This is a genomic window from Streptomyces griseochromogenes, from assembly GCF_001542625.1.
Lineage (GTDB): Bacteria > Actinomycetota > Actinomycetes > Streptomycetales > Streptomycetaceae > Streptomyces > Streptomyces griseochromogenes.
This window is the reverse complement of record NZ_CP016279.1, coordinates 10,167,712-10,193,029: the sequence shown is the minus strand read 5'-3', so window position 1 is coordinate 10,193,029 and position 25,318 is coordinate 10,167,712. Positions and strand designations below refer to the sequence as shown.

The 25,318-nt window shown below is 72.5% G+C and carries 25 protein-coding genes; 15 read left to right on the top strand and 10 right to left on the bottom strand.

The features are described 5' to 3' along the window. The first annotated feature begins 42 nt into the window (after positions 1-42). A complete protein-coding gene (locus AVL59_RS44460; protein WP_067315806.1) occupies positions 43-429 on the top strand; it encodes a DoxX family protein in 387 nt (128 codons plus the stop codon). On the opposite strand, the gene AVL59_RS44455 is transcribed toward AVL59_RS44460, so the two are convergent. Then, positions 419-1,930: a class I adenylate-forming enzyme family protein gene (locus AVL59_RS44455; protein ID WP_067315803.1), complete on the bottom strand. Its 1,512-nt coding sequence runs from the start codon at positions 1,928-1,930 to the stop codon at positions 419-421. The two genes, AVL59_RS44460 and AVL59_RS44455, sit on opposite strands and share 11 nt — an antisense overlap. A gap of 141 nt (positions 1,931-2,071) precedes the next feature. Here AVL59_RS44455 and AVL59_RS44450 point away from each other — a divergent pair, with 141 nt between their 5' ends. The 4 genes from AVL59_RS44450 (at position 2,072) to AVL59_RS44435 (ending at position 6,339) form a co-directional block, all read left to right on the top strand. Then, positions 2,072-3,265, top strand: coding sequence for an amidohydrolase family protein (locus AVL59_RS44450; protein ID WP_067315800.1), 1,194 nt, complete (start codon positions 2,072-2,074; stop codon positions 3,263-3,265). Continuing rightward, complete coding sequence (locus AVL59_RS44445) at positions 3,265-4,398, top strand: acyl-CoA dehydrogenase family protein (RefSeq protein WP_067315797.1); 1,134 nt, start codon at positions 3,265-3,267, stop codon at positions 4,396-4,398. The genes AVL59_RS44450 and AVL59_RS44445 overlap by 1 nt, the downstream gene beginning before the upstream one ends. A gap of 2 nt (positions 4,399-4,400) precedes the next feature. Next, positions 4,401-5,282: an acyl-CoA dehydrogenase family protein gene (locus AVL59_RS44440; RefSeq protein ID WP_067315795.1), complete on the top strand. Its 882-nt coding sequence runs from the start codon at positions 4,401-4,403 to the stop codon at positions 5,280-5,282. Positions 5,283-5,835: 553 nt separating this feature from the next. Next, positions 5,836-6,339: an ATP-binding protein gene (locus AVL59_RS44435; protein WP_067315793.1), complete on the top strand. Its 504-nt coding sequence runs from the start codon at positions 5,836-5,838 to the stop codon at positions 6,337-6,339. A 236-nt stretch (positions 6,340-6,575) separates the two neighbouring features. On the opposite strand, the gene AVL59_RS44430 is transcribed toward AVL59_RS44435, so the two are convergent. Next, the gene (locus tag AVL59_RS44430) at positions 6,576-7,502 is read right to left on the bottom strand and encodes a cyclase family protein (RefSeq protein ID WP_067315791.1); all 927 of its coding nucleotides are present in this window, start codon (positions 7,500-7,502) and stop codon (positions 6,576-6,578) included. 85 nt (positions 7,503-7,587) lie between these two features. Here AVL59_RS44430 and AVL59_RS44425 point away from each other — a divergent pair, with 85 nt between their 5' ends. The 3 genes from AVL59_RS44425 to AVL59_RS44415 all read left to right on the top strand — a co-directional run bounded on the left by AVL59_RS44425 (position 7,588) and on the right by AVL59_RS44415 (position 10,831). Beyond that, positions 7,588-8,502 carry an SDR family NAD(P)-dependent oxidoreductase gene (locus AVL59_RS44425; RefSeq protein ID WP_067315788.1) on the top strand — a complete coding sequence of 305 codons (915 nt, stop codon included), beginning with the start codon at positions 7,588-7,590 and terminating at the stop codon, positions 8,500-8,502. 131 nt (positions 8,503-8,633) lie between these two features. Continuing rightward, a complete protein-coding gene (locus AVL59_RS44420) occupies positions 8,634-9,782 on the top strand; it encodes an acyl-CoA dehydrogenase family protein (protein ID WP_067315786.1) in 1,149 nt (382 codons plus the stop codon). Then, a complete protein-coding gene (locus AVL59_RS44415; RefSeq protein WP_067315783.1) occupies positions 9,782-10,831 on the top strand; it encodes a Zn-dependent alcohol dehydrogenase in 1,050 nt (349 codons plus the stop codon). The genes AVL59_RS44420 and AVL59_RS44415 overlap by 1 nt, the downstream gene beginning before the upstream one ends. A 24-nt stretch (positions 10,832-10,855) precedes the next feature. Here AVL59_RS44415 and AVL59_RS44410 read toward each other — a convergent pair whose 3' ends face one another. Continuing rightward, entirely contained in the window at positions 10,856-11,887 is a 1,032-nt protein-coding gene (locus AVL59_RS44410; RefSeq protein ID WP_067315780.1) for a GlxA family transcriptional regulator, read from the bottom strand. A 71-nt stretch (positions 11,888-11,958) separates the two neighbouring features. Between AVL59_RS44410 and AVL59_RS44405 the strand changes: the two genes are divergently transcribed. Continuing rightward, the gene (locus AVL59_RS44405) at positions 11,959-13,263 is read left to right on the top strand and encodes an MFS transporter (RefSeq protein WP_372450400.1); all 1,305 of its coding nucleotides are present in this window, start codon (positions 11,959-11,961) and stop codon (positions 13,261-13,263) included. Positions 13,264-13,274: 11 nt separating this feature from the next. Here the strand turns inward: AVL59_RS44405 and AVL59_RS44400 are convergent, their stop codons facing one another. Continuing rightward, positions 13,275-13,883 (bottom strand): flavin reductase family protein, encoded by a 609-nt coding sequence (locus tag AVL59_RS44400; protein WP_067315777.1) that lies wholly within the window; start codon positions 13,881-13,883, stop codon positions 13,275-13,277. Between the two features lie 83 nt (positions 13,884-13,966). On the opposite strand from AVL59_RS44400, the gene AVL59_RS44395 reads away from it, so the two are divergent. After that, positions 13,967-14,863: a hypothetical protein gene (locus AVL59_RS44395; protein ID WP_067315774.1), complete on the top strand. Its 897-nt coding sequence runs from the start codon at positions 13,967-13,969 to the stop codon at positions 14,861-14,863. Positions 14,864-14,866: 3 nt separating this feature from the next. On the opposite strand, the gene AVL59_RS44390 is transcribed toward AVL59_RS44395, so the two are convergent. From AVL59_RS44390 to AVL59_RS44380, 3 genes are all read right to left on the bottom strand, one after another. Next, positions 14,867-15,655, bottom strand: coding sequence for an enoyl-CoA hydratase/isomerase family protein (locus tag AVL59_RS44390; protein WP_208870552.1), 789 nt, complete (start codon positions 15,653-15,655; stop codon positions 14,867-14,869). After that, entirely contained in the window at positions 15,652-17,871 is a 2,220-nt protein-coding gene (locus AVL59_RS44385; protein ID WP_067315768.1) for an acetate--CoA ligase family protein, read from the bottom strand. Before AVL59_RS44385 ends, AVL59_RS44390 begins: the two co-directional genes overlap by 4 nt. 103 nt (positions 17,872-17,974) lie before the next feature. Further along, a complete protein-coding gene (locus AVL59_RS44380; RefSeq protein WP_067315765.1) occupies positions 17,975-19,153 on the bottom strand; it encodes a flavin-containing monooxygenase in 1,179 nt (392 codons plus the stop codon). Between the two features lie 265 nt (positions 19,154-19,418). Between AVL59_RS44380 and AVL59_RS44375 the strand changes: the two genes are divergently transcribed. The 3 genes from AVL59_RS44375 to AVL59_RS44365 are packed head-to-tail and all read left to right on the top strand — an operon-like array spanning position 19,419 to position 21,143. After that, positions 19,419-19,868: a DoxX family membrane protein gene (locus AVL59_RS44375; RefSeq protein ID WP_067315763.1), complete on the top strand. Its 450-nt coding sequence runs from the start codon at positions 19,419-19,421 to the stop codon at positions 19,866-19,868. Next, a complete protein-coding gene (locus tag AVL59_RS44370; RefSeq protein WP_067315760.1) occupies positions 19,868-20,263 on the top strand; it encodes a Zn-ribbon domain-containing OB-fold protein in 396 nt (131 codons plus the stop codon). The genes AVL59_RS44375 and AVL59_RS44370 overlap by 1 nt, the downstream gene beginning before the upstream one ends. Before the next feature lie 16 nt (positions 20,264-20,279). Then, positions 20,280-21,143, top strand: coding sequence for a GNAT family N-acetyltransferase (locus AVL59_RS44365; protein WP_067315757.1), 864 nt, complete (start codon positions 20,280-20,282; stop codon positions 21,141-21,143). A gap of 10 nt (positions 21,144-21,153) precedes the next feature. On the opposite strand, the gene AVL59_RS44360 is transcribed toward AVL59_RS44365, so the two are convergent. The 3 genes from AVL59_RS44360 to AVL59_RS44350 all read right to left on the bottom strand — a co-directional run bounded on the left by AVL59_RS44360 (position 21,154) and on the right by AVL59_RS44350 (position 23,510). Further along, positions 21,154-21,819 carry a pyridoxine/pyridoxamine 5'-phosphate oxidase gene (locus AVL59_RS44360; RefSeq protein ID WP_067315754.1) on the bottom strand — a complete coding sequence of 222 codons (666 nt, stop codon included), beginning with the start codon at positions 21,817-21,819 and terminating at the stop codon, positions 21,154-21,156. A gap of 10 nt (positions 21,820-21,829) precedes the next feature. Then, positions 21,830-22,255 carry a pyridoxamine 5'-phosphate oxidase family protein gene (locus tag AVL59_RS44355; RefSeq protein WP_067318505.1) on the bottom strand — a complete coding sequence of 142 codons (426 nt, stop codon included), beginning with the start codon at positions 22,253-22,255 and terminating at the stop codon, positions 21,830-21,832. An 82-nt stretch (positions 22,256-22,337) separates the two neighbouring features. Continuing rightward, positions 22,338-23,510 (bottom strand): thiolase C-terminal domain-containing protein, encoded by a 1,173-nt coding sequence (locus AVL59_RS44350; protein ID WP_067315746.1) that lies wholly within the window; start codon positions 23,508-23,510, stop codon positions 22,338-22,340. Positions 23,511-23,629: 119 nt separating this feature from the next. Between AVL59_RS44350 and AVL59_RS44345 the strand changes: the two genes are divergently transcribed. Then, positions 23,630-24,814 (top strand): acyl-CoA dehydrogenase family protein, encoded by a 1,185-nt coding sequence (locus AVL59_RS44345; RefSeq protein WP_067315743.1) that lies wholly within the window; start codon positions 23,630-23,632, stop codon positions 24,812-24,814. Next, positions 24,814-25,290, top strand: coding sequence for a nitroreductase family deazaflavin-dependent oxidoreductase (locus AVL59_RS44340; RefSeq protein WP_067315740.1), 477 nt, complete (start codon positions 24,814-24,816; stop codon positions 25,288-25,290). Before AVL59_RS44345 ends, AVL59_RS44340 begins: the two co-directional genes overlap by 1 nt. Positions 25,291-25,318: the final 28 nt, after the last annotated feature.

Sequence of the window (25,318 nt, the reverse complement as noted above, 5' to 3'; positions counted from 1 at the left end):
CGCACGACGCCAAGGGGCGCGAACCCCGCAAGGAGAGACCGCATGAACCTCGCTCTGTGGATCGTCACCGGACTGCTCGCCGTCGCCTACCTGCTCGGCGGTGGCGCCAAAGTGCTCATCCGGAAGGAGAAGCTGGTCGCCCTGGGACCCAGCGCGAGATGGGCCGAGGACTTCGGCGCCGGCGCGGTCAAGGCCATCGGAGCCCTTGAGACCCTGGCCGCGGTGGGTCTGGTCCTGCCCGCCGCGCTCGACGTCGCACCGGTCCTGGTGCCGCCGGCCGCGCTCGGCCTGGCGGTGATCATGCTGGGTGCGGCGGTCGTGCGCATCCGGCGCCACGAGGCCAGGTTCATGCCGGTGGACCTGGCCTATCTCGCCCTGTGTGCCTTCGTGGCGTGGGGCCGCCTCGGTCCCGAGTCCCTCATCCGCTGACCGGCCCCGAAAACCGCTCCCGCAGCTTGTACTTGAGCACCTTCCGCAGGGTCTCGTTGCGCGGGAGGGCGTCCATCACCTCCAGCCGCTCCGGCAGCTTGTGTACGGACAGCCCTTCCGAGCGCAGGTGGGAGACGGCGTCGGCCAGGGTCAACGCACCGGCACCCGGCCGCCGTTCGACCACCGCGCAGACCAGCTCCCCGCGCTCCGCGTCCGGCAGCCCGATCACCGCCACGTCCCCCACCGCCGGATGTGCGGCGAGCAGGTCCTCGATCTCCTTCGCGGAGATGTTCTCGCCCTTGCGGATGATCACGTCCTTCAGCCGGCCGGTGAGCACCAGGTGCCCGGAGCCGGTCAGGTGTCCCAGGTCGCCCGTGCGCAGGAAGCCCTCCTCGTCGAAGGCGGTGGCCGTCTGGGCCGGGTCCAGATAGCCCTGGCAGACGGCCTCGCCGCGCAGCCGCACCTCGCCGGCGACGATCCGTACCTCCATCCCCTCGGGCGGGCGTCCCTCGGTCGTCGCGAGGTTCTCGGGCGTGTCCCGGGGGTCTCCCATGGTGATCATCGGCACCTCGGTCATCCCGTAGCCGTGGGTGAGCTGGACGCCCATCTCGCGTACGACGGCGTGATAGACCTCGGGCGGCTTGGGGGCCCCGCCGCCCGCGAGCAGCCGCAGGGAGGGAATCGGCTTCGTCCCCGGCCGCTTGCGCTGCTCGGCCAGGAACATCGAGTAGAACGCCGTCGAGCCGCCGGCCACCGTCACCCCGTGCCGCCGGTAGCCCTCCAGCGCGTCCGGCAGCGCGAACTGCTCGAACATCACCGCCGGGAAGCCGTAGAGCAGGAGCATGACCGTGTAGTCCGGTCCCGCTATGTGCGCGTACGGGAACGCCATCGAGCCCACGTCCTCGGGTGTGAGGCGCAGCGCGTGGGCGAGGCAGGAGCCGCCCGCGATCAGGGAGCGGTCGGTGTGCAGCACGCCCTTGGGGTCGGAGGTCGTCCCCGAGGTCCAGTAGATCCAGCGGACCGAGGTGCCTTCGGCGGGGGGAGCGGGCAGGACGGACGGATCGCCGTCGGGCAGGTCGTCGTACGCCTCGAAGACGCCCTTCGCGCCGAGCCGCCGGGCCATCTCCGTGTGGTCGTGACCGCGCCAGACGCCCGGTACGGCGAAGAACTCGGCCCTGGACTCGCGCAGCGCGAAGCCGACCTCGCGGTCCCGGTAGAAGGGGATGACCGGGGACTGCACGGCGCCCAGGCGGGCCAGCGCGAAGGACAGCAGGGCCGTCTCGATGCGGGTGGGCAGCTGCCAGGCCACCACCGTGCCGGGGCGCACGCCCATGCCGTACAGGCCGGCCGCGACCCGCTCGGCCCGCGCGCGCAGTTCGCCGAAGGACAGCCGGCGGTCGTCCTGGAGCAGGACGGGCCGGTCCGGGGTCAGGCGGGCCCGGCGGTCCACCAGCTCCCACAGGGTGCGTGTGGCGCTCAGGGCATGTGCGGTGTCGTTCACGTCGTCGACCCCCTGCGTAGCTGACGGTACGTCAGATCTGCGGCAGAGCGTAGGCCCGCGTGCCTTGTCGGTCCAGGGGTGCGGGGCTAGCCTGCTGAAGAGGAGAATCTGACGGTCCATCAGATCGATAGGTGGGGATCCATGACCGAACTGCCCCGCGTCATCAGCGTCGACGACCATGTGATCGAGCCCGCCCATCTCTTCGAGACCTGGCTGCCGGCCAGGTACCGGGACCGGGGCCCCAAGCCGCTGACCGCCGGGATCGGGGAGCTGGCGTACGTCGGCGGGAAGTACCAGATCACCATGGACCCGGACGGCCGGCCGACCGACTGGTGGATCTACGAGGACCTGAAGTTCCCGTACAAGCGCAACATCGCCGCCGTCGGCTTCGACCGCGACGAGATGACCCTGGAGGGGATCACCCGGGAGCAGATGCGGCGCGGCTGCTGGGATCCCGTCGAGCGCCTGAAGGACATGGACCTCAATCACGTCGAGGCCAGCCTCTGCTTCCCCACCTTCCCGCGCTTTTGCGGGCAGACCTTCGCCGAGGCGCACGACAAGGAGGTCGCCCTCGCGTGCGTGCGCGCCTACAACGACTGGATGGTGGAGGAGTGGTGCGGGGAAAGCGGTGGGCGCCTGATCCCGCTGTGCCTGATCCCGCTGTGGGACGTGGACCTGGCCGTCGCCGAGATCCGGCGCAACGCCGCGCGCGGGGTGCGCGCCGTGACCTTCTCCGAGATCCCCACCCATCTCGGGCTGCCGTCGATCCACTCCGGCTACTGGGACCCGTTCTTCGCGGTGTGCCAGGAGACGGGGACGGTCGTCAACATGCACATCGGCAGCAGCTCGCAGATGCCCGCCGCCTCGCCGGACGCGCCGCCCGCCGTCCAGGCCTCGCTCAGCTTCAACAACGCGATGGCCTCGATGATGGACTACCTGTTCAGCGGGGTGCTGGTGAAGTTCCCGGCCCTCAAACTCGCCTACTCCGAAGGGCAGATGGGCTGGATCCCGTACGCCCTGGAACGCGCCGACGACGTGTGGGAGGAGCACCGCGCCTGGGGCGGGGTGCGCGACCTGATCCCGGAGCCGCCGTCCACGTACTACTACCGGCAGATCTTCTGCTGCTTCTTCCGCGACAAGCACGGAGTCGCCTCGATCGACGTCGTCGGCCGTGACAACGCCACCTTCGAGACCGACTACCCGCACGTCGACTCGACCTTCCCGCACACCAAGGAGGTCGCCCTCGACCATGTGAAGGGGCTGGACGAGGAGACCGTGTACAAGCTGATGCGGGGCAACGCCATCCGCATGCTGGACCTGGACCTCGACACGTAATGGACCTCTCGTACACGCCCGAGGAGGAGGAGTTCCGGGTCCGGCTGCGCGAGTGGCTCGCCAAGGTGCTGCCCGCCCTGCCCGCGAAGCCGTCCCCGGACGACTGGCCCGGCCGCCGCGCCTACGACCTCGGCTGGCAGCGGATGCTGTACGACGCCGGGTACGCCGACGTCCACTGGGACGCCTCTCCGACCACGCGGCTGATCTTCCTGGAGGAGACGGAGAAGGCGGGCGCCCCCTATGTGGGCGCGAACTTCGTCGGGTTGCTGCATGCCGGGCCGACCATCGCCGCCGAGGGAAGCGCCGGGCAGCGGGCGCGCTGGCTGCCGCCGATCCTGCGCGGGGACGAGGTGTGGTGCCAGGGGTTCAGCGAGCCGGACGCCGGCTCCGACCTCGCCGCGCTGCGCACGCGCGCGTGGCGGGACGGCGACGACTACGTGGTGAGCGGGTCCAAGATCTGGACCTCGCACGCCGAGGTCGCCGACTGGTGCGAACTGCTGGTCCGCACGGACCCGGTGGCGCCCAGGCACCGGGGCATCACCTGGCTGGCCATGCCCATGGACGCCGACGGCATCACCGTACGGCCGCTGCGCACGCTCGCCGGGTCGGCCGAGTTCGCCGAGGTGTTCCTGGACGAGGTCCGGGTGCCGGTGGCCAACCGGGTCGGGGCGGAGAACGACGGCTGGCGCGTGACCATGGTGACGCTCTCCTTCGAGCGCGGTACGGCCTTCGTCGGCGAGGTCGTCGCCTGCCGCCGGGTGCTCGGCGAACTCGCCCGCGCCGCACGGGAGAACGGCCGCTGGGACGATCCGGTGCTGCGCGGACGGCTCGGGCGGCTCAACGCCGAGTTCCGGGCGCTGTGGCGGCTGACCCAGTGGAACGTGAGCGAGGCGGAGGCGAGCGGCGGAGTGCCGGGCGTCGGGGGGTCGGTCTTCAAACTCCGGTATTCGCACGCCCGTCAGGAGCTGTACGACGCCGCCGCCGAGGTGCTCGGCCCGGACAGCCTCGACCTGGACCGGCCCTGGGTCCTCGACCGGCTCTCCTCGCTGTCGTACACCATCGCCGCCGGCACCTCGCAGATCCAGCGCAACATCGTCGCCGAGCGCATCCTCGGCCTGCCCAAGGGACGGTGACCGTGCGTTTCCGACTCACCGAGGAACAGCGGGCGTTGCGGACCGGGGTGCGACAGCTGCTGGAGCGCCGGTTCGGCGCCGGCGCGCTGCGGGCGGCCGTGGCCCGCGCGGGACACCTCGACCGGGACCTGTGGCGGCAGCTGGGCGCGGCGGGCCTGTTCGCGCTGCGGCTGCCGGAGGAGGAGGGCGGGGTCGGCCTCGGCCTGCCTGAGGCGGTGCTGGTCTTCGAGGAGACCGGCCGCGCGCTGCTCCCGGGGCCCGTGCTGGCCACCCACCTCGCCGCCGGGACCGTACCCGGGGCAGCCACCGGGGAGAGCGTGGTGGCCCGCGTGGACGGCCCCCTCGCGGAGTGGCTGGACGCGGCCGACACCGTGTGCGGGGACGCCCGCGGGGCCCTGCCGGTGCGCTCGGTGGACCCGCTGACGCCCCTGCACCGGGTTCCCGGGGTTCCCGGCGTGGGCGCCGGTGCGCCGGATCCGGTGGCCGCTTTGCTCACCGCGGCCGAACAGCTCGGCACGGCCACACGCGCGTGCGAGCTGGCCGTGCAACACGCCCGGGCGCGTGAGCAGTTCGGGCAGCCGATCGGGGCCTTCCAGGCGGTCAAACACCTGTGCGCCGACCTGCTGGTGCGCGCCGAGACGGCCCGCGCCGCCGTCTACGCGGCCGCCGTGACCGCCGACCCGGCCGACATCGCCGCCGCCCGGCTGCTCGCCGACGAGGCCGCCGTGCGCGGGGCCCGCGACTGCCTCCAGGTGCACGGCGGCATGGGTTTCACCTGGGAGGCGGAAGTCCATCTGCATCTCAAACGGGCCTGGGTGCGGGCCCGGCGTGGCGGCGGGAGTACGCAGAGTGAGGAAGTCCTCGCCGCCGATCTGGCGGCCTGAGCGCGCGGCAGCGCTCTGGGCTGGGCCGCTCGCGCAGCACCGGACCGGGGTGTCGCGGATTGTGGCATACCGGAATCACAGAGCGTCGATACCGGGTTGTGTCCTTCGCGTGACTCGTCACGTCCTGGAGTCGGGTGCCCCCTCCGGTACCTTGTGTGAGATGCGAGTGGCTGCGAGCACGAGCCGTGCCGGTGGTGCCCTTGGGGCGTCCCCGGACCGCGCGGTGCGCGCCGCTGCTCGTAGGGCGGTGAGGGCTTGTACTCCCGCCTGTTCGACTCCCCGGCATGCGCGTCGCACAGTATGGTGCGCGCGTACTCCTTCGCGCTGGAATATGCCCGAAGCGCTTGTTGGGGTGACTGTACGTCAACCATGCTGTCTCGCAAGGGAATCACGTTCTGTGACCCTTGCTCTGGCCATTGTTCTGGCCATGCAGAAAATGGCTACGATCGTGGCCCTCGTCGTGCTGCTCGCCGCGGCCTGTGTCGCGGCGTTCGTTCGGCGTGGGGTCGTGTGTCCGCCGGTTCGGATGGTGTGAGCGGTGCAGGTGCTTCAAGTGCAGCTGGAGATCCGGCCCGACCCCGCGGAGGTGGGACGGGCCAGGAGCTGGGCCCGGTCGCGCCTCGCGGGGCTCGGGATAGGGGCCGACGAGCCGTTGGCCGAGACCCTGGTCCTGCTCGTCTCCGAACTGGTGACCAACGCCGTGGTGCACACCGGCCGTCCGGCGCTGCTGCGGCTGTTCCTGCCCGGGGTGGCGAAGGAGGCGGTGGCGGAGGCGGCGGCCGAGGCGGAGACGGCCGCGCGGGCCACGGTGCGGCTGGAGGTGGCCGACACCAGCTCCCGCGCCCCCGTCCCGCGCTGCGCCGGCGGTGACGCCACCGGCGGCCGGGGCCTGGCGCTCGTCGACTGCCTCGCCGACCGCTGGGGCTGGAGCCCCGAGGGCTCCGGCAAGAGCATCTGGTGCGAACTGGACCGCTGCTCGCAGGCCCGGGAGGGCGCGGCGGTGGCGTACGGGGGCGGTCTGTCCGCGTACGAGGACCTCGCATTCGAAGCGGTGTAGACCCCCGGTGCGGAGGTGCGCCGGGGATGCACCCGTGCGCGGTCCGTATGAACGGGGCGAAAGCAATAAACCCCCGTACCGGTGTTGACGGCGTGTGACTGTTTGAACACGCTTGTGGGCAACGATTCGCCGCGAGGGGACGGCGAGGGTGCGGGTGACGGCGACCCTCGTCGAGTGTGGGTCGCACCGGATGGCGGCGTGAAGTCGCATACAGGGGGCGCGCCGCCAACCGGACTTCACAGGACGGCCACGGGTGCCACCGGCGTTCCCGTCGCCCCGACGAACGGCTCGGGCATCGCCGACAGCAGGAACGCGTACCGCCCTTCTTCTCCACAGGCTGTGGACAACTCTTCGAGATTCCAGTTCTGGCCCTGGAGCATCCCCATCTCCACCAGATCCAGGGCGTGCACGGGCAGCCATAGATTCTCGATCTCGGGCGGAAATATCTCAAATGTGAGCGTGTCGTTCGCGACCGCCGCGACATCGCGCGCGTGGAACCACTCCGGGCAGCGCACCGAGAGCCCCGGCGAGGGATAGCCGTACCCGTGCTTGTCCCCGGCCAGACAGACCTGCACCTGCCCCGTCCGCACCAGGACCACGTCCCCCGCCCGCACCCGCACCCCGCCGAACTCCTCGGCCGCCGCCAGGTCCTCCGGCGTGACCGCGTGCCCGCCCGCCAGCCGGTCCACGCCCCGCGCGCGTGCCACGTCCAGCAGTACCCCGCGCGAGACGATGTGCCGCGCCTTGTCGATGCCGGCGAACTCCGCGCCGCCGTGCGCGGTGACCGAGTGCGCCGGCCGGCCGTTGTAGAGCTTCCCGGAGTGCGAGACATGGGTCAGCGCGTCCCAGTGGGTGCCCGCCTGCAGCCCCATGGTCACCGCGTCGTCGCTGCACGCCACCGTGCCCGGCCCGAACAGCTCCTGGTTGATCTGCACCATCGCGTGCAGCGGATTGACCCGCCCGGGGATCATCCCGGTCTGCACCCCGTCCTGCTGGAGCGGCAGCGCGAGCGGCACCCTGCGCCCGGTGCGCACGCAGGCCGCGGCCTCGCGCACCACCTCGTCGGTGATCAGGTTCAGGGTGCCGATCTCGTCGTCGGCCCCCCAGCGCCCCCAGTTGTTCACGCGCTCGGCGATGTCGTGGAACTCGGCGGGCAGTGACATCGGTGCCTCCCCGGGGCTTGTGTCCGCACATCTGACGGGCCATAAAATCTAACGGTCCGTCAGAAATCGCGGGAAGGGGCCGGACGTGGGGAACTTCTTGGCAGGCAAGGTGGTCGCCGTGACGGGCGCCGGGCGGGGCATCGGGCGGGCGGTCGCGCTCGCGGCGGCGGCCGAGGGCGCGAAGGTCGTCGTCAACGACTACGGCGTGGCGGCCGACGGCACCGCGCCGACGAGCGCGGTCGCCGAGGCCGTCGTCAAGGAGATCGAGGCGGCGGGCGGCGAGGCGGTCGCGGTCGCCGACGACATCTCCACGATGGCGGGCGGACAGCGGGTCGTGGACACGGCCCTGTCCTCGTACGGCCGTCTCGACGGGGTCGTCTGCGTCGCCGGGATCCTGCGCGAACGCATGCTGTTCAACATGTCCGAGCAGGAGTGGGACCCGGTGGTCGCCACCCACCTCAAGGGCACCTTCACCGTCTTCCGTGCCGCCTCGGCCGTCATGCGCCGCCAGAAGTCCGGCACGCTCATCGGCTTCACCAGCGGCAACCACCAGGGCTCCGTCTCGCAGGCCAACTACAGCGCCGCGAAGGGCGGGATCATCTCGCTGGTCCGCAGCGCGGCTCTGGGGCTGCACAAGTACGGGGTGACCGCCAACGCGGTCGCCCCCGTGGCCCGTACGAGGATGTCGGCGGGCGTCCCGACGGAGCTGAAGGAGATCGGGGAACCGGAGGACGTGGCCGCGCTGGTGGTCTACCTGCTGTCCGACGCCGCGAAGGAGCAGGACATCACCGGGCAGGTGTACACGAGCGCCGGGCCGAAGATCGCGGTGTGGGCCCAGCCTCGTGAACTCCGTGCGGTCCACGGGGAGGGGTCCTGGACGCCGGAACGGGTCGCGGAGGTGCTGCCCGGGGCTGTGGGGGTGGATCCGATGCCCATGCTGTCCCAGCTGGAGGCGATGGAAAGGGCGGCGCGGGGAGGGGCACGGCCGAACGCCCGGTAGCTCGGGCGCGTGTCGTCGTGTGGCGGCCGCGGGTCTTCCGTGGCCGGCCGCGCCCCGCGGCGGAGCCGCTGATCGATGCGGCCCCGCGCCCCTCAGGTCAGTGCACGCACCCGGCGCCAGGAGGAGACCCTGTGGACTTTGAATTCGCCGCTGAGGACGAGGCGTTCCGGACCGAGGTCCGTGCTTGGCTGGCAGATCATGCCAACGGCGCGACGGACAGACGCACTTGGGAACGTACCCTCGGCCGGGCGGGATGGATCGGGCTCGGCTGGGGCGAGTCCGGGTACGGGAACCGGACCGCCACGCTCACCCAGCAGGTCGCCTGGGCCGAGGAGTACGCCCGGTCGGGGGCGCCGCCGCGGTCCGGGCACATCGGGGAGAACCTGCTCGCCCCCACCCTCATCGCCCACGGCACCCAGGAGCAGAAGGCCCGGTTCCTGCCGCCCGTCGCGGCCGGGGAGGAGCTGTGGTGCCAGGGGTACAGCGAGCCGGGTGCCGGGTCCGATCTGGCGGGCATACGCACGTCCGCCGTGCGTGAGGGGTCGTCCTACCGGATCACCGGGCAGAAGATCTGGACCTCGCTCGCCCACGAGGCCGACTGGTGCTTCGTCCTGGCCCGGACCGACCCGGACGCCCGCCGCCATCGCGGCCTCAGTTTCCTGCTCGTCCCCATGGACCAGCCGGGCCGTATCGAGGTCCGGCCCATCCGCCAGATGACCGGGACCAGCGACTTCAACGAGGTCTTCTTCGACGGGGCACACGCGCGCGTGGAGCACGTCGTCGGGGGAGCGGGACTGGGCTGGCGGGTGGCGATGAGCCTGCTCGGCTTCGAGCGCGGGGTGTCGACCCTCGCCCAGCAGATCGGATTCGCCGAGGAGCTGGCGCAGGTCGTTCGGACCGCACGGCGCACCGGCGCCGTCGACGACCCCGTCGTACGCGCCCGGCTCGTGCGCCAGTGGGCCGAACTGCGCACCATGCGCTGGCACGCCCTGCGCACCCTCGGCGGCCGCGGCGACGCGGGCGCGCCGAGCGTGGCCAAGCTGCTGTGGGCGAACTGGCACCAGCGGCTGGGGGAGTTGGCGGTCCAGGCGCGAGGCGCGGCGGCCTCCGCGGGTCCCGCGGACTGGTCGCCGTCGACGCCGTACGAGCTCGACCCCGACCAGCACCTGTTCCTCTTCTCCCGGGCCGACACCATCTACGGCGGCTCGGACCAGGTCCAGCGCACGATCATCGCCGAGCGGGTGCTCGGCCTGCCGAGGGAGCCGAAGGGGGCCCAGTGATGCGTGGCGTGGTGTTCGACGGCAAGCACGTCCAGGTGGTGGACGACCTGACGATACGGGAGCCGGAGCCCGGCGAGGTGCTGGTGGCGATCTCGGCGGCCGGACTGTGCCACAGCGACCTCTCGGTGGTGGACGGCACCATCCCCTTCCCGGTGCCCGTGGTGCTGGGCCACGAGGGCGCGGGCGTGGTCGAGGCCGTGGGCGCGGGCGTGACCCATGTGGCCCCGGGCGACCACGTGGCCCTGTCCACGCTCGCCAACTGCGGCACGTGCGCGGAGTGCGACCGGGGCCGCCCGACGATGTGCCGCAAGGCCATCGGCCGCCCGCAGCGGCCCTTCACCCGGGGCGGGCGGACGGTGTACCAGTTCGCCTCCAACTCGGCCTTCGCGGAACGTACGGTCGTCAGGGCTGTGCAGGCGGTGCCGATCCCGAAGGACATCCCGCTGCGGGCGGCGGCGCTGATCGGCTGCGGGGTGCTCACCGGCGTCGGCGCGGTCCTCAACCGGGCGCGGGTGGACCGCGGGGACAGCGTGGTGGTCATCGGCACCGGCGGGATCGGGCTGAACGTCCTGCAGGGCGCGCGTATCGCCGGGGCCCTGAGGATCGTGGCCGTGGACGCCAATCCGGCGAAGGAGACGGTGGCCCGGCAGTTCGGCGCGACCGACTTCCTGACCTCGGCGGAGGGCGTCCGCGACCTCCTGCCGACCGGCGCCGACCACGTCTTCGAGTGCGTCGGCCGGGTGGAACTGATCCGTCAGGCGATCGACCTTCTCGACCGCCACGGCCAGGCCGTCCTCCTCGGCGTGCCCGGGGCGAGCGCCGAGGCGTCCTTCCTCGTCTCCTCCATGTTCCTGGACAAGGCGATCCTCGGCTGCCGCTACGGCTCCTCCCGCCCCCAGCGGGACATCCCCCTGTACGCCGAGCTGTACCGCCAAGGCCGCCTGCTCCTGGACGAGTTGGTGACGGCGACCTATCCGGTGGAGGACTTCGAGAAGGCCCGGGCCGACGCGGAGGCGGGGCGGGTGGCGCGGGGGGTGCTCACCTTCTGAGCCGGCAGGGGGGTGCCACCGCCCTCACCCCCGGCTCCCCACCTCGCCGTACCGCTCGCCGGATCCGCCGACCGCGGTCCGGAAGGTCCGCCGGTACGCCGTCGGTGTCACCCCGAGGGCCTGCTGGAGGTGCTGGCGCATCGACTGGGCCGTGCCGAAGCCGGCGTCGCGGGCCACCTGGTCGACGGAGAGGCCGGTGGACTCCAGCAGGTGGCGGGCGCGTTCGACACGCTGCTGGGTGAGCCACTGGCCCGGGCTGATGCCGGTCTCCTCGCGGAAGCGGCGGGTGAAGGTGCGCACCGACATGGCCTCCTGCTCGGCCATGTCCCGCAACTGGATCGGCTCGTGCAGACGGCCGAGGGCCCAGGCGCGGGCGCCGGTCGTGGTGGCGAGCTGCGGGTCCGGGACCGGACGGTGGATGTACTGGGCCTGGCCGCCGTCCCGGTGGGGCGGGACGACCGTGCGGCGGGCCACGTCGTTGGCGACCGCCGTGCCGTGGTCGCGGCGCACGATGTGCAGGCACAGGTCGATCCCGGCGGCCACTCCGGCCGAGGTCAGCACGTCCCCGTCATCGATGAACAGCACGTCCGCGTCCACCTTCACCCGCGGGAACATCCGCTGGAAGCGCTCGGCGTCCGCCCAGTGCGTGGTCGCCGGCCGTCCGTCGAGGAGTCCGGCGGCGGCCAGGACGTAGCCGCCGGTGCAGATGGCGGCCAGCCGGGTGCCGGGCCGGACGCGGCCGAGCGCGGCGGCCAGCTCCTCGGTCAGCCTGCCCTCCTCGTAGACCGGGCCGAGTTCGTACGATGCCGGGACGATCACCGTGTCGGCCGTCTCCAGGGCCTCGGGACCGTGCGGGACGTGCACCGTGAAGTCGGCGTCCGTCTCGACCGGTCCCGGCGGCCGGGCCGAGCACGTCACCACCTCGTAGAGGTGCCGCCCCTCGGCGTCCCTCGGGCGTCCGAAGATCCGGTGCGGGATGCCCAGCTCGAAGGGGAGCAGGCCGTCCAGCGCGAGGACGACGACCCGGTGCGGGCGGAATTCCTGGCCGACACTCATGGCCCGATCCTAACGAATGCTGTCCTTCGGGCCACTCGATGGGGATGACCGGAAACAGGACCCTCTATGACGTGACCCAGACAAGACATGACGCAGCCCCGGTCCACGTCCCGCCCGTCGGGCGCCATGGCGTGCACCGCGCCTGGTTCGTCGCCGCCGTCACCTTCGTCACGATCATCGGCGCGGCCGCCTTCCGCTCCCTGCCCGGCCTGCTCATCGACCCCCTGAATCAGGAGTTCGGCTGGTCGCGCGGCACGATCGGCGCGGCCGTCTCGATCAACCTCGCGCTCTACGGCCTCACCGCACCCTTCGCCGCCGCGCTGATGGACCGCTTCGGCATCCGCCGTGTGGTCGCCGTCGCGCTGACCGTGATAGCCGTCGGCTCCGGCCTGACCGTGTGGATGACGGCCGCCTGGCAGTTGCTGCTGTGCTGGGGCCTGCTGGTCGGCCTGGGCTCGGGTTCCATGGCCCTCGCCTTCGCGGCCACGGTCACCAACCGCTGGTTCACCGAGCGACGCGGACTGGTCAGCGGCATCCTCACCGCCGCCTCCGCCTCCGGCCAGCTGATCTTCCTGCCGCTGCTGTCCTGGATGGTGGAGGACCACGGCTGGCGCCCGGCCGCCGTGACGGTCGCCCTGGCCGCCCTCGCCGTGGTCCCGTTCGTCTGGCTCCTGCTGCGCGACCATCCCGCCGACGTGGGCCTCGAGCCGTACGGCGCCAAGGAGTTCGTGCCCAAGCCGGCACCCGTGACGGGCGCCGCCCGCCGGACGCTCACGGTCCTCGCCACCGCCGTGCGCACCGGTCCCTTCTGGCTGCTCGCCGGCACCTTCGCGATCTGCGGCGCCTCCACCAACGGCCTGATCCAGACCCACTTCGTGCCCGCAGCCCACGACCACGGCATGCCCGTGACGGCGGCGGCCTCCCTGCTCGCGGTGATCGGCGTGTTCGACGTCGTCGGCACGATCGCCTCCGGCTGGTTCACCGACCGCTTCGAACCGCGCCGCCTGCTCGCCGTCTACTACGCCCTGCGCGGCCTCTCGCTCCTGTTCCTGCCCATGCTGCTCGGCCCGGCGATCCACCCCCCGATGATCTTCTTCATCGTCTTCTACGGCCTCGACTGGGTGGCCACCGTCCCGCCCACCCTGGCCCTGTGCCGCGAGCAGTACGGCGAGGACAGCGCCATCGTCTTCGGCTGGGTGCTCGCCTCCCACCAGATCGGCGCGGCCCTGGTCGCCTTCCTCGGCGGCGTGGCCCGCGACGTCTTCGGCTCCTACGACATGGTCTGGTACGCCTCCGGCACGCTGTGCGCGGCGGCGGCGCTGATGGCGCTGGTGATCAGACGGAACCGGACGGCCCCCGCACTCGCCGTCTCCTGAGCGGGCCGCGCTCAGCCGTCGCCCAGCTGCCCGAACCGCCCCCGGTGAAAGAGCAGCGGCTCTCCCGGCCCCTCCGCGCCGAGCGCGTCCACCCGGCCGACGACGATCAGGTGGTCGCCCCCGGTGTGCACCGCGTGGATCGTGCAGTCGATCCACGCCACCGCACCGGCCAGGCGTGGCGCCCCGGAGACGGGGGCCGCGTCGTAGGCCACCCCCGCGAACTTGTCCGCGCCGCTCACCGCGAAGGCCCGGCACAGTTCGCCCTGCCCGGCGGCGAGGACGTTGACGCAGAAGACGCCGGCGCGGGCGATGCGCGGCCAGGTGGTGGAGGTGCGGCCGACCATGAAGCAGATCAGGGGCGGGTCGAGGGAGAGGGAGGAGAAGGACTGGCAGGCGAAGCCGGCCGGGGAGGCCGAACCCTCCGAGGGCGGCGCCGTCACCACGGTGACGCCCGTCGCGAAGTTCCCCAGCACGCGCCGGAACTCGGCGTGGTCCAGCGGCGCCGGATCGTCCTCCCGGACGCACCGCAACTCCGGGCGCGGCAGCGCCTCCACGGGCCCCGGCGACGGAGCCGACCTCAGCCAGCGAACGGCAGCCGCGGCTGCCCCTGCGTGTCCCATCACATCACTCATTGAAGCTGACGGACTGTCAGATGTGAAGGGCCGGGTGGACCGGGGAGGAGAACTCCGTAAGCTCTGCGCCCATGGGGTGGGGAGAGATACGTGAACGGCTCCGGGACGCCGACCTGACCTGGTCGTTCCGGGACTACGGTGCGGCGGCGGCCATGAGTGTGGCGCTGCTTCCGGCGGCCTCCGTGTTCCTGTGGATCATCGACCTCGGCAATGACGACTACGGCGGCGGGTACAACATGCTCGCCGTGCTGGTCTACCTGCTCGCCGAGGCCGTACTGGCGCCGGTCGTGGCCCTGGCGCAGCCGCTCGCGCTGACTCTGCCCTCGGTGCTGCTCGCCCGGTTCGGCCGCCGTCGTCTCGGCGGTCGGACCTGGGCCTGGCACCTCGCGGCTCCGGTCGGACCGGGCATCGCGTGGGGCCTCCTCGCCGCCCTCGCCGGGCACTCGCCCGCCCTCACCATCCCGTTCCTGACCGCCCTCGGCATTCTGCCCTCGCTGTGGGTCGCCTACGTCCGCAGGCGCACCTGGCGGCAGTGGGGCATCTGGGGACGCGCCGCCCTCATCTCGCCCGTCCTGGCCGTTCTCGTCCTCGGCGGCGGGCTGACGGCCACCGTGACCGGTCTGATCCCGCGGTACGAGCCGCCGCGGCTCACCACCGCCCAGCTCGCCGGCGTCTGGCAGGGCGCGAGCGGTGCGCGGCTGCGGCTGCGTCCGGACGGCCACGCCGAGGCCACCAAGCTGCCGCTCGCCGACCAGAAGAGCGATGCGGGCTTCTCGGACTACACCATGTGCGGCGGCTCAGGCGCCTGGAAGCCCGACGACACCGGGCGTGACGGCATCCTGCTGCGGCTCGACTGCGGCCACGCCACGCACTGGGCGTTCGCCGGCACCGAGCACGATCCCCAGCTCTTCGCGCGGTACGGCGACCCGGACGCGGGCACCGTGTGGATCCTGCGGCGGTCCGGCTGAGCCTCACCGCCCCCCGAACTCCGCCCCCCTCCTCTCCACGAACGCCCGCAGGCCCTCCCGGGCGTCCTGTGTCGTCATGTTGATCTCCTGGGCGGACGCCTCGGCGGCGAAGGCGGTGGTGCGGTCGGTGTCCAGGGAGGCGTTCACCAGTTGCTTGGTGAGGGCCAGGGAACGGGTCGGGCCGGCGGCCAGGCGGGTCGCCCACTCGCGGGCGGTCTTCTCCAGCTCGGCGTCGGGGACGACCCGGTTGACCAGCCTGAGGCGTTCCGCCTCCGCCGCCGGCACCGCGTCCCCGAAGAACATCAGCTCCTTGGCCCGGTGCGGGCCGATCAGCCGGGGGAGCAGATACGCCCCACCCGCGTCCGGCACCAGACCGCGCCGTACGAACACCTCGATGAAGCGGGCCGACTCGGCGGCCAGGACCAGATCGCAGGCGAGCGCGAGGTGCGCGCCGAGTCCCGCCGCCGTGCCGTTCACGGCGGCGATCACCGGCTTCTCGCAGTCCAGTACGGCGGCGATGAGCCGCTGGGCGCCGAGGCGGAGCGTGCGGGACACGTCGCCCGCGACGCGCTCTCCGCCGCCCGCCCCGCCGCGCAGATCCGCGCCCGCGCAGAACCCGCGACCGGTCCCGGTGAGGACGACGGCCCGGATGTCCGCGTCCGCCGACGCCTCCTCCAGCAGGCAGATCAGCCGGTCGCGGTCCCCGGGCGTGAGGGCGTTCAGGGTCTCGGGCCGGTCCAGGGTGACGTACGAGACATGGTCGCCGACCTCGTGCCGTACCGGCTCGCTCATCGGCACACCACCAGTGCGTCCAGCGCCACCGCGCCCTGCCCGCGGGGCAGCACCATCAGTGGGTTGATGTCCAGCTCGGCCAGCTGACCGCCCAGTTCGAGGGCCATGCGCTGGACCCGCAGGACCACCTCCACGAGTGCGTCCAGGTCGGCCGGGGGGCGGCCCCGGACCCCGTCCAGCAGGGCCCGGCCGCGCAGTTCGGCGAGCATGTCCCGGGCCTGGTCCTCGCCGAACGGCGGTACGCGTACGGCGGCGTCGCGCAGCACCTCCACCAGCACCCCGCCGAGCCCGGCGGTCACCGTCGGTCCGAACAGTTCGTCGTGGGTCATCCCGACGACCATCTCGACGCCCTGCTCGACCATCTGGCACACCAGGACGCCGTCCAGCGAGACGTCCTCGTAACGGGCGATGTCGGTCAGCTCGCGATAGGCGTCCCGGACCTGGCTGGCCGAGGTGAGGCCGATCTTCACCAGGCCGAGTTCGGTCTTGTGGGCGATCTGGGCGCCGGAGGCCTTCATCACCACCGGGTAGCCGACCTGGGCGGCGGCGCGAACGGCGGCCGCGGCGCTGGTGACCAGCTGCTCGCGCGGCACCCGGATGCCGTAGGCGCGCAGCAGCTGCTTGGCCCCGTGCTCGCTGAGCTGCTGACCGGGCCGCATCAGGGCCTCGGCCTTGCGGAAGGAGGGGGAGGGCAGGCGCGGGGCCTCGTCGAAGGGGGAGCGGTAGTCGCCCACGAAGCGGTGGTGGTCGAGCCAGGCGCGCACGGCGGTGAGGCAGTTGCCGACCGTGCGGAAGGTGGCCACCCGGGAGGAGCCGAGCAGGACCTCCCGGTACGCCTGCTCGGTGCCGACCGGCGACCCCCACACCACGCACACCAGCTTGTCCGTCTCCTCCGCCGCGTCGACCAGGTCCCGTACGAGCTTGTCGCTCAGCGGCGGGAAGGGGCCGGTGACCGGGCAGATCAGCACCCCGACCTCCGGGTCGGCCAGGATCGCGTCGATGATCTTCCGGCCGCGCCGGTCACCGACCGGATGCCCGCCGTTGTCCACCGGGTTGGCCACGTTCAGGTACTCCGGGATCCACTGGTGCAGCTCGGCCTGCCGGTCCCGCGACAGCCGCGGCAGCCGCAGCCCCCGCCCGGCGGCGAGGTCGGCGACATGGGCGCCCGTGCCGCCGGAGATGGAGTAGACGACGACCCCGTCGGACCGCGGGGCCCGCGCCCTGGCCAACAGCGCCGCCGTGTCCTGGAGTTCGTCGAGCCCGTCGACGCGGACGACGCCGTACTGCCGCATGGCCGCGTCGACGACGTCGTCGGCGCCGGTGAGCTTGCCGGTGTGGGTGGCCGCCGTGCGGGCCCCCGCCTCCGTGCGGCCCACCTTCACCGCGACCACCGGCACCTTGCGGCGGGCGGCGCGGTCGGCGGCCAGCAGGAAGGAGCGGCCGTCCTTGAGGCCCTCGACGTAGCAGGCGATGGCGCCGACCTCGGGCTGCTCGGCGAAGTAGGAGATGAAGTCGGCGGTCTCCAGGTCGGCCTCGTTGCCGGTCGGCGCCCAGTGGGAGAGCCGGATGCCCAGTTCCTGAAGGGCGAACAGGGGGCGGCCCTGGTGTCCGGACTGGGTGATGAGCGCGATCGACGGTCCGTCCAGGTCCTCCCGGAAGCGCTCGAAGGCGTTCAGGTTGGTGTTCGGCCCGAGCAGCCGCAGCCCCGACCGCCGTACGGCCCGGGCGAGCCGCTCCTGCGCCTCGGCCCCCTCCGTGCCGGTCTCCGCGAACCCGGAGGCGAAGGCCACCGCGAACTTCACCTTGGTCTCGGCGAGTTCCTCGATCACCGGCAGCGGGTCCGCCACCAGCAGCACCGCGAGGTCGACCTGGTCGGGCAGGTCGGCGACGGAGGCCACGCAGGGGACGCCGAACACGGACGGCCGTACCGGGTGCACCGGATGCACCCGCGCCCCGACCCGCTCGGCCCAGGCGAGCAGCTGCCGGGTGATCCCGGTGTTCGGCCGCCCCTCGGCGTCCGAGGCGCCGATCACGGCGACCGACTCGGGCCGGAAGAACCGCGCCAGATCCGGTACGTCCGTGTACAGCGGCCGTCCGCTGACATCGAGGTCGTCGACCTGATCGTGGACGACGGGTCCGGGCCGCTGCTCACCGCAGGCGATGACCCGGGCCCGGCGGGAGTCGGTGGTGAGGGTGCCGTGGGTTGATCCAAGCATCGTCCGCCCGCTCCTGTCATGACTGCCAAGTAACTGACGCACTGTCAGATTACTGAACTGACGCAATGTCAGGAACGGTTCGGCACGGCAAAGTTGTGTACGGCTACGAAAGCTTCCTGGCCACCGCCTTGGCGATCTTCTCCGCGTCGGTCGCCAGCTCCCGGAACATCCCGCTGATCGGGTTGGTGAACCCGGTGAAGTACAGGCCCTGGGCCTGCGCCGGGGTACGGCTTCCGTGCGCGACCGGCTTCCCGTGCTCGTCCAGCACCCCGAGATGCCCGACCAGATCCTCCAGCGCCCGCGTGTACCCGGTGGCCGCTATCACGGCGTCCGGCGAGATACGGCCGCCGTCGGCGAGGATCACCTTCTCGTCCTCGAACGCCTCCACGGCCGCCACGACCTCGACCTTTCCCTTCCGTACCGCGTCGATGAGGCCGACGTCCAGCACCGGGACGGCCCCCTCCCGCACCCTGCTGTACAGCCCGGTGCCGGGACGCGGCAGCCCGTGCGCGGACAGGTCGGGCGTGCTGAGCTTCGCCACCGGCCCGGCCAGCCGGTCGACCAGCCGCACCGGCAGCCGCCGTACCAGCACGCCCGTGTACTGGGCGGCCCAGCCGAAGAGCGAGCGCCGCATGATGTGCGGGACGGTGCGCACGGCCAGCCGCACCCGCGCGGCCCCGCCCTCCGCCAGGTCCACGGCGATCTCGGCACCGGTGTTGCCGGCGCCGACGACCAGGACGTCACGGCCCGCGTAGGGCTCGGCGTTCCGGTACGCGCCGGCGTGCGTGAACTCCCCGCCGTAGCCGTCCAGGCCGGGCCAGTCGGGCACGCGCGGGGTGTGGTTGTAGCCGGTGGCGACCACCACCGCGCTGCCGGTCAGCTCCCGGCCGCCCGAGGCGTGCAGCAGCCAGCCCTCCCCGTCCGGGGAGGGCTCGACGAGGGAGACCTCCACACCGGTGACGATCTCCAGCTCGTGCTGCTCGGCGTACTTCTCCAGGTAGCGCACCACGTTGTCCCGGGCCACCCAGCGACCGAACCTGCGGGGTATCGCGAGGCCCGGCAGGGCGGACAGCCGGCGGGTGGTGTGCAGGTGGAGCCGGTCGTAGTGCCGCCGCCAGGAGGCGCCCACCTGGTCGGCCTTCTCCAGAACCACGGCCCGTATGCCCCGCGCGCGCAGCGCGTACGCGGCGGCGAGCCCGCCGGGACCGGCGCCTATGACGTAGACGGGGCGGTCTGCGGGGGTCGCGGAAAGGTGTACGGGAGAAGGACGGGAGACGGCCATGAGCGGGAGCGTAATCACCCACCCGGTTGATGGGTCTCGGTCAAGACCGGAATTGGTTGCGGATTGATCACGCCTGTGGGAGGAGTGAGTGGGACAGGTGACGTAGTTGCCTCGGATGGTCGGAATCGGTGCGCGAACAGCGCGGTCTTCGCCTGTCCTCGCGGCATCCGGTGACTTTGGTGATCCGCTTGACGAATTCGCCTCGTGCGATTCGAGGCGGACTCACAGGTGGGCTTCACCGACTATCTGACGTACCGTCAGATCCATGGATTCGATATGGCTCGACGGCGCTCAGTGGCTGGCGGTGCTGCGGATCGGTCTCGGCCTGTGGTGGCTGGAGAGCTGGCGGCACAAGGACAAGAAGGCCTGGTTCGAGCGCGGCAGTGGCATCGCCTGGGCGGCGGGGATCGCGGAGAAACACCGCTGGGCGTCGGTACGGTCCGGCTTCGAGACGATGGTGAAGCCGCATCCGAAGCTGATGGCGTACGTCGTCGCCTACGCCGAACTCTCCCTCGGCCTCGGCCTGATCCTCGGCTTCCTGTCCCCGATCGCGCTGTCGGCCGGGCTGCTGCTGAACGCGATCTACTTCGTTCTCATGATCCATGACTGGGCGGAGCAGGGCCAGAACTCGATGATGGCGCTGATCTCGTTCGTCGGATTCTTCGGCATGTCCTGGCAGACCTGGTCGCTGGACGCCTGGCTGGGGTGGTTCTGATGGGCGCGCCACGTCACGACGCCCCCGAGCCCGACGCCTTCACCCGCCCCTACTGGGAGGCGGCGGCGAGCGGCCGGCTGCTGGTCCGCCGCTGCGGGACCTGCGGCCGGGCCCATCACTACCCCCGCGAGTTCTGTCCGCACTGCTGGAGCGAGCAGGTGGTCTGGGAGGAGGTGAGCGGCCGCGCGACCCTCTACACCTGGTCCACGGTCCACCGCAACGACCTGCCGCCCTTCGGCGACCGCACCCCGTACGTGGCCGCGGTGGTGGACCTGGCCGAGGGGCCGCGGATGATGACGGAGCTGGTGGAGTGCGGGGCGGGGGACCTGGTGGCCGGGATGCCGCTGCGGGTGATGTTCCGGGAGGGAAAACCGGTGTTCAGGCCGGGCGGCTGACCGCGATCATGGCGGCATGCATCCAGAAGCCTGGCATCTGACCCACGACCTGGACGAATTCCTCGCCCGCGCCGGTGACTTCCTCGGCTCCCGGCCGGACCTGCATACCGTGCAGCTGACGGTGACGCAGGCGCTGCGCACGCGGGGGCTGCGGCTGTACGGCGAGCAGGCGCCGCTCTTCGGGACGCTGGAGGAGGAGGGCGGCGCGGTCCGGGCGACGCTCATGCACACCCCGCCCTTCCCGGTCCATCCCACTCCGCTCGGCGCGCGGGAGGCCGAGGGTCTCGCGTCCCGTCTCGCGGACCTCGGCCACCCGGTCCCCGCCGTCTCCGCCGAACGGGACACGGCGGCCGCCTTCGCTGCGGCCTGGCAGCGCCGCACCGGCACGCGGGGCCGGATCCGCGAGCGCAAACGGCTGTACCGGCTGGGCGAGTTGAGCGTCCCGCGGCCGGTGCCCGAGGGCCGGGCGCGGGTCGCCGGGCCGGCCGACCGCGACCTGCTGGTGTCCTGGTACGGCGCGTTCATGGCCGCGGTCGGACAGCCCCTGAACCGGGATCCGGGCGAATGGGCCGACGCCCACATCGGCCACGGCGGGGTCACCCTCTGGGAGACCCCCGAGGGCACCCCCGTCTCCATGGCCGGGGTGACTCCGGAAACGGCGGGGCAGGTGCGGGTGGCCCCGGTGTACACCCCGGCGCACCTGCGCGGCCACGGCTACGCGGGCGCGGTGACCGCCGAGGTGAGCCGCGTCGCCCTGGAGTCGGGGACGGCGGAGGTCCTCCTCTTCACCGACCTCGCGAACCCCACGAGCAACGGGCTCTACCAGCGGATCGGGTACCGGGGCGTGGCCGACTTCGCGGAGTGGGAGTTCGGGGACTGAACGGCGGGCGTCACGGCCACAGCAGCCGCCGGCTCCAGCCGAACCCGTCGCGCCGGTACTGAAGCCGTACGTGCCGCCGCTCGGCGTCCCCCTGGAAGAACTCCACAGCCTCCGGCCGCAGTCGGTACAGCGTCCACGTGGGCGAGGGCTCGGCCGGGTTCTCCCGGGCCCTCTCCCAGGCCGCCTCCGAGGCCCGCCGCAGCTCCTCCACCGAGGACAGTTCCTCGCTCTGCCGTCCGGTGAGCGCCGCTGCCAGCGCCCCCGTCGAGCGGGCGTGCAGATCGGCCTGGCTCTCCTCGGAGGGCGCGGACGTCACCGGCCCGCGCACCCGCACCTGCCGCCCCAGCACCGGCCAGTAGAAGGCCAGGGCCGCGTACGGACGGGCGGCGAGCGCCCGGCCCTTGCGGCTCGTGACGTGCGTCGCGAACGACCAGCCCTCCGCGTCCGCGCCGTGCAGCATCACGATCCGTACGTCCGGCCGGCCCTCCTCGTCCGTCGTCGCGAGCGACATCGTGTGCGGCTCGGGCTGTCCGGCCTCCACCGCCTCCTCGAACCAGCTCGTGAACAGGAGCAGGGGCGTCGGCGGGGCGGTGTCCGGGTCGAAGGGAGGCAGCGTCGTCGTCCCCGCGTCCCACACCCGCAGCGACCTCAGCAGTGCGTGGAGATCAGTTCCCATTCCCTCATGCTCACACCTGGCCCAGGTCCGACGACACCCACCGCTCCGGACGCATGTGGATCACCACCTGCTCCCCGTGGTTCTTCAAGGCGAAGTCGACATAGGCGTCCACCTTCTCGGCCGACAGGTAGCGGGCCGAGATCTTCCGCAGCTCGTCGACGGTCGCCGGGGTCGTCCTGACCACCGGACCCTGCACCGACACGTACCTGATCGTCGGCTCCAGCCGGTCGATCATCAGCGTGAACCGGCCCGCCTCGCTGATCAGGCCGTACTTACGGGACTCCCGTCCCGTCATGATCCATACGTCCCCGCCGGGCTCGTACCAGTACCAGATCGGCACGGCCAGGGGCGCCCGTCCCGGTCCCGAGTCCACCGCCAGTGCGGCGACGTGCGCCTCGGCCAGGAACGCCTCTCGCTCTTCGCGGGTCAACGCCATCTCGGATTCCTCCTGGGGCTCGTCCGTCGCCGGCACAACACCGGCCGGCACGAGGCGTCTTCCCGCGCGGTCCCCCGGCCGATCAGTTCCGGCCGAGCACCACCGTCCCGGACGAGCAGAACCAGCCCCCCGTCCCGGACACCACCGCGAGTCGTGGCACCTCCCCGTCCCCCCTGCGCACCTGCCGCTCGCCCGCCTCGCCCCGCAGCTGCCGCACCGCCTCCACCAGCAGGAACAGCCCCCGCATCCCGGGATGCTGGGCGGACAGGCCGCCCCCGTCGGTGTTCACCGGCAGCTCCCCGCCGCGCACCAGCAGCCGCCCCTTCTCCACGAACGCCCCGCCCTCGCCCTTCGCGCAGAAGCCGAGGTCCTCCAGGGTCACCAGGGTCATGTAGGTGAAGGCGTCGTAGATCTCCGCGAAGTCGATCTCCTCGGGGCGCACCCCGGCCCGCTGGAAGGCCAGCCGTCCGCTGACCGCCGCCGGGGAGACCGTGAAGTCGGGCCACTCGGACATCGTGGCGTGGGAGACGTGCTCGCCGGTGCCGAGGATCCAGACGGGAGCGGTACGGCAGTCCCGCACGTACTCCTCGGCCGCCAGCAGCACCGCCGCCCCGCCGTCCGAGCGGATGCAGCAGTGCAGCTTGGTGAAGGGGTCGGCGATCATCGGTCCTGACAGGACGTCGTCCACCGTGATCGGCTCGCGGAACATCGCCTCCGGGTTCAGGGCCGCGTTGGCCCTCGCCTGCACGGCCACCTCCGCCAGCTGCTCGACGGTCGTGCCGTGCTCGATCATGTGGCGGCGGGCCGCCATCGCGTACTTGGCGATCAGGGTGTGCCCGTACGGCACCTCGAACTGAAGGGGGCCGCGCGCGCCGAAGGAGAGGTTCCCCGTCCTGCGGCCCGCCTTGATGTCGGCCCGCGCCGTCGACCCGTAGACCAGCAGGACGGCGTCGGCGTGGCCCGCCGCTATCGCGTCCGCCGCGTGCGCCGCCATGACCTCCCAGGTGGAGCCGCCCACGGAGGTGGAGTCCACCCAGGTGGGGCGCAGACCCAGATACTCCGCCACCTCGACCGGGGCCAGCGTGCCGAGGCCCGCCGAGGCGAAGCCGTCCACCACGGCGCGGTCCAGACCCGCGTCCGCGAGGGCACGGCGGGCCGCCTGGGCGTGCAGGGCGTACGGGGTCGCGTCGTCCACCCGGCCGCAGTCGGAGAGGGCCACCCCGGCCACGGCGACCTTCCTGCTCGCTGACGTCATAGATCTGACGGTACATCAGATCCGACGCCGCGCGGCAGGTGTCGTGCCCCTGGGCTTCCCTCCCCGTCCGCCCTAACATGACGGTCCGTCAGATCAGGTTCGGAGGGATCGGATCAGCCATGGACACGCGTCTCACCGCCGAGCAGGACGAGATCCGCCGCACCTTGCGCGAGCTGCTGCACAAACGCTGTGGCGTCGAGGAGCTGCGGGCCGCCGTCGACAGCCCGGCCGGGTACGACCCCGCCCTGTGGTCCGCGCTCGCCGACCGGCTCGGCCTGCCGGGACTGGCGCTCCCCGAGGCCTGTGGCGGCGTCGGCTGCTCGGCCACCGAGCTCGCCCTCGCCTGCGAGGAGACGGGACGCGCCCTCGCCCCCTCCCCGCTGGTGGCCACCTCCGTCCTCGCGGCCCCGCTGATCCTCGCCCTCGGCACCGAGGCGCAGCGCGCCGGGCTGCTGCCCCACCTCGCCGCGGGCACCCGCACCGCCACCCTCGCCGTCCCCGGCCCCGCCCTCGCCACCGCCCTCGCGCTGACCGGCGGCAACGGCGGGCAGTGGGCCGGCGGGGGCCGGGCCGGGGGCGTGCAGGCCCGGCACACCACGGCGGGGTGGCGCCTGTACGGGCAGGTCGACCAGGTGCTGGACGGGCACAGTGCCGGGCTGCTCCTCGTCGCCGCGCACACCGGCGGGTACGCGCGGTCCCGGACCCTGCTGTTCCTGGTCGCGGGGGACGCCGAGGGGGTCGTACGGACCCGGCAGACGGCCCTCGACGCCACCCGCCCGCAGGGACGGGTCCAACTGAGGGACGTGCCCGCCGAGTTGCTGGGCACCGCCGACACGGACGTGCTTCCCGCCCTCACCGCACTCGGGGACACCGCCGCCGCCGTGCTCGCCGCCGAGGCCGTGGGGGCCGCGGACCGGGCGCTGGAGCGGACCGTCGAGTACGTCGGACAGCGGGAGCAGTTCGGGCGGGCCATCGGGTCCTTCCAGGCGGTGAAGCACCGGCTCGCGGATGTGTACGTGGCGGTGCAGTCCGCTCGCTCGGCCGCCTACTACGCCGCCTGGGCGACCACACAGGGCGAAAGGGTGGGCGGGCTCGCGCTCGCGCAGGCGCTGCAGGCGCTGCGGTGTGCGGCGGGGGAGGCGATCCAGCTGCACGGCGGGATCGGGTTCACCTGGGAGCACGAGGCCCATCTGTACTTCAAGCGGGCGGCCGGGGACGAGCTGCTGTTCGGGCCGGTGCACCGGCTCAGGGACCGGGCCGCCGAGACCGCCCGGCTGTTCACGCGCGGGGAAGTGGCGGTCTGATGGCCGGCGTCGGCGTGCGGTTCGTGCAGAAGGTGTCCGCCACCCGGGCCTTCGCGAAGGTCGCCCCGCACGCGATCCCGGCCCTGGACCGCGCCGTGCACCGGCTCACCCGGGGCAGGGTGCTGCTCAGCGCCCAGCTGCTGCCCGGAGTGATCCTCACCTCCACCGGCGCCCGCAGCGGTCTGCCCCGCCGGACCCCGCTCGCCTGCATGCCGGAAGAGGAGGGCCGCACCTGGCTCCTCGTCGGCTCCAACTTCGGCCGCACCGACCATCCCGCCTGGACCCGCAACCTGCTCACCCAGCCGGACGCCTCGATCAACTGGAAGGGCCGGGACATCCCCGTCACGGCCCGCCTGCTGGAGGGCGGGGAACGCTCCGCCGCCTGGAAGACCCTCCTGAGGTTCTGGCCGCCGTACGCCACGTATCAGGGCCGGGTGGAGCGGGAGATCAGGGTGTTCCGGCTGACGCGCAGGTAACCCTCGGCGTGAGTCGCAGTGCCGTCGG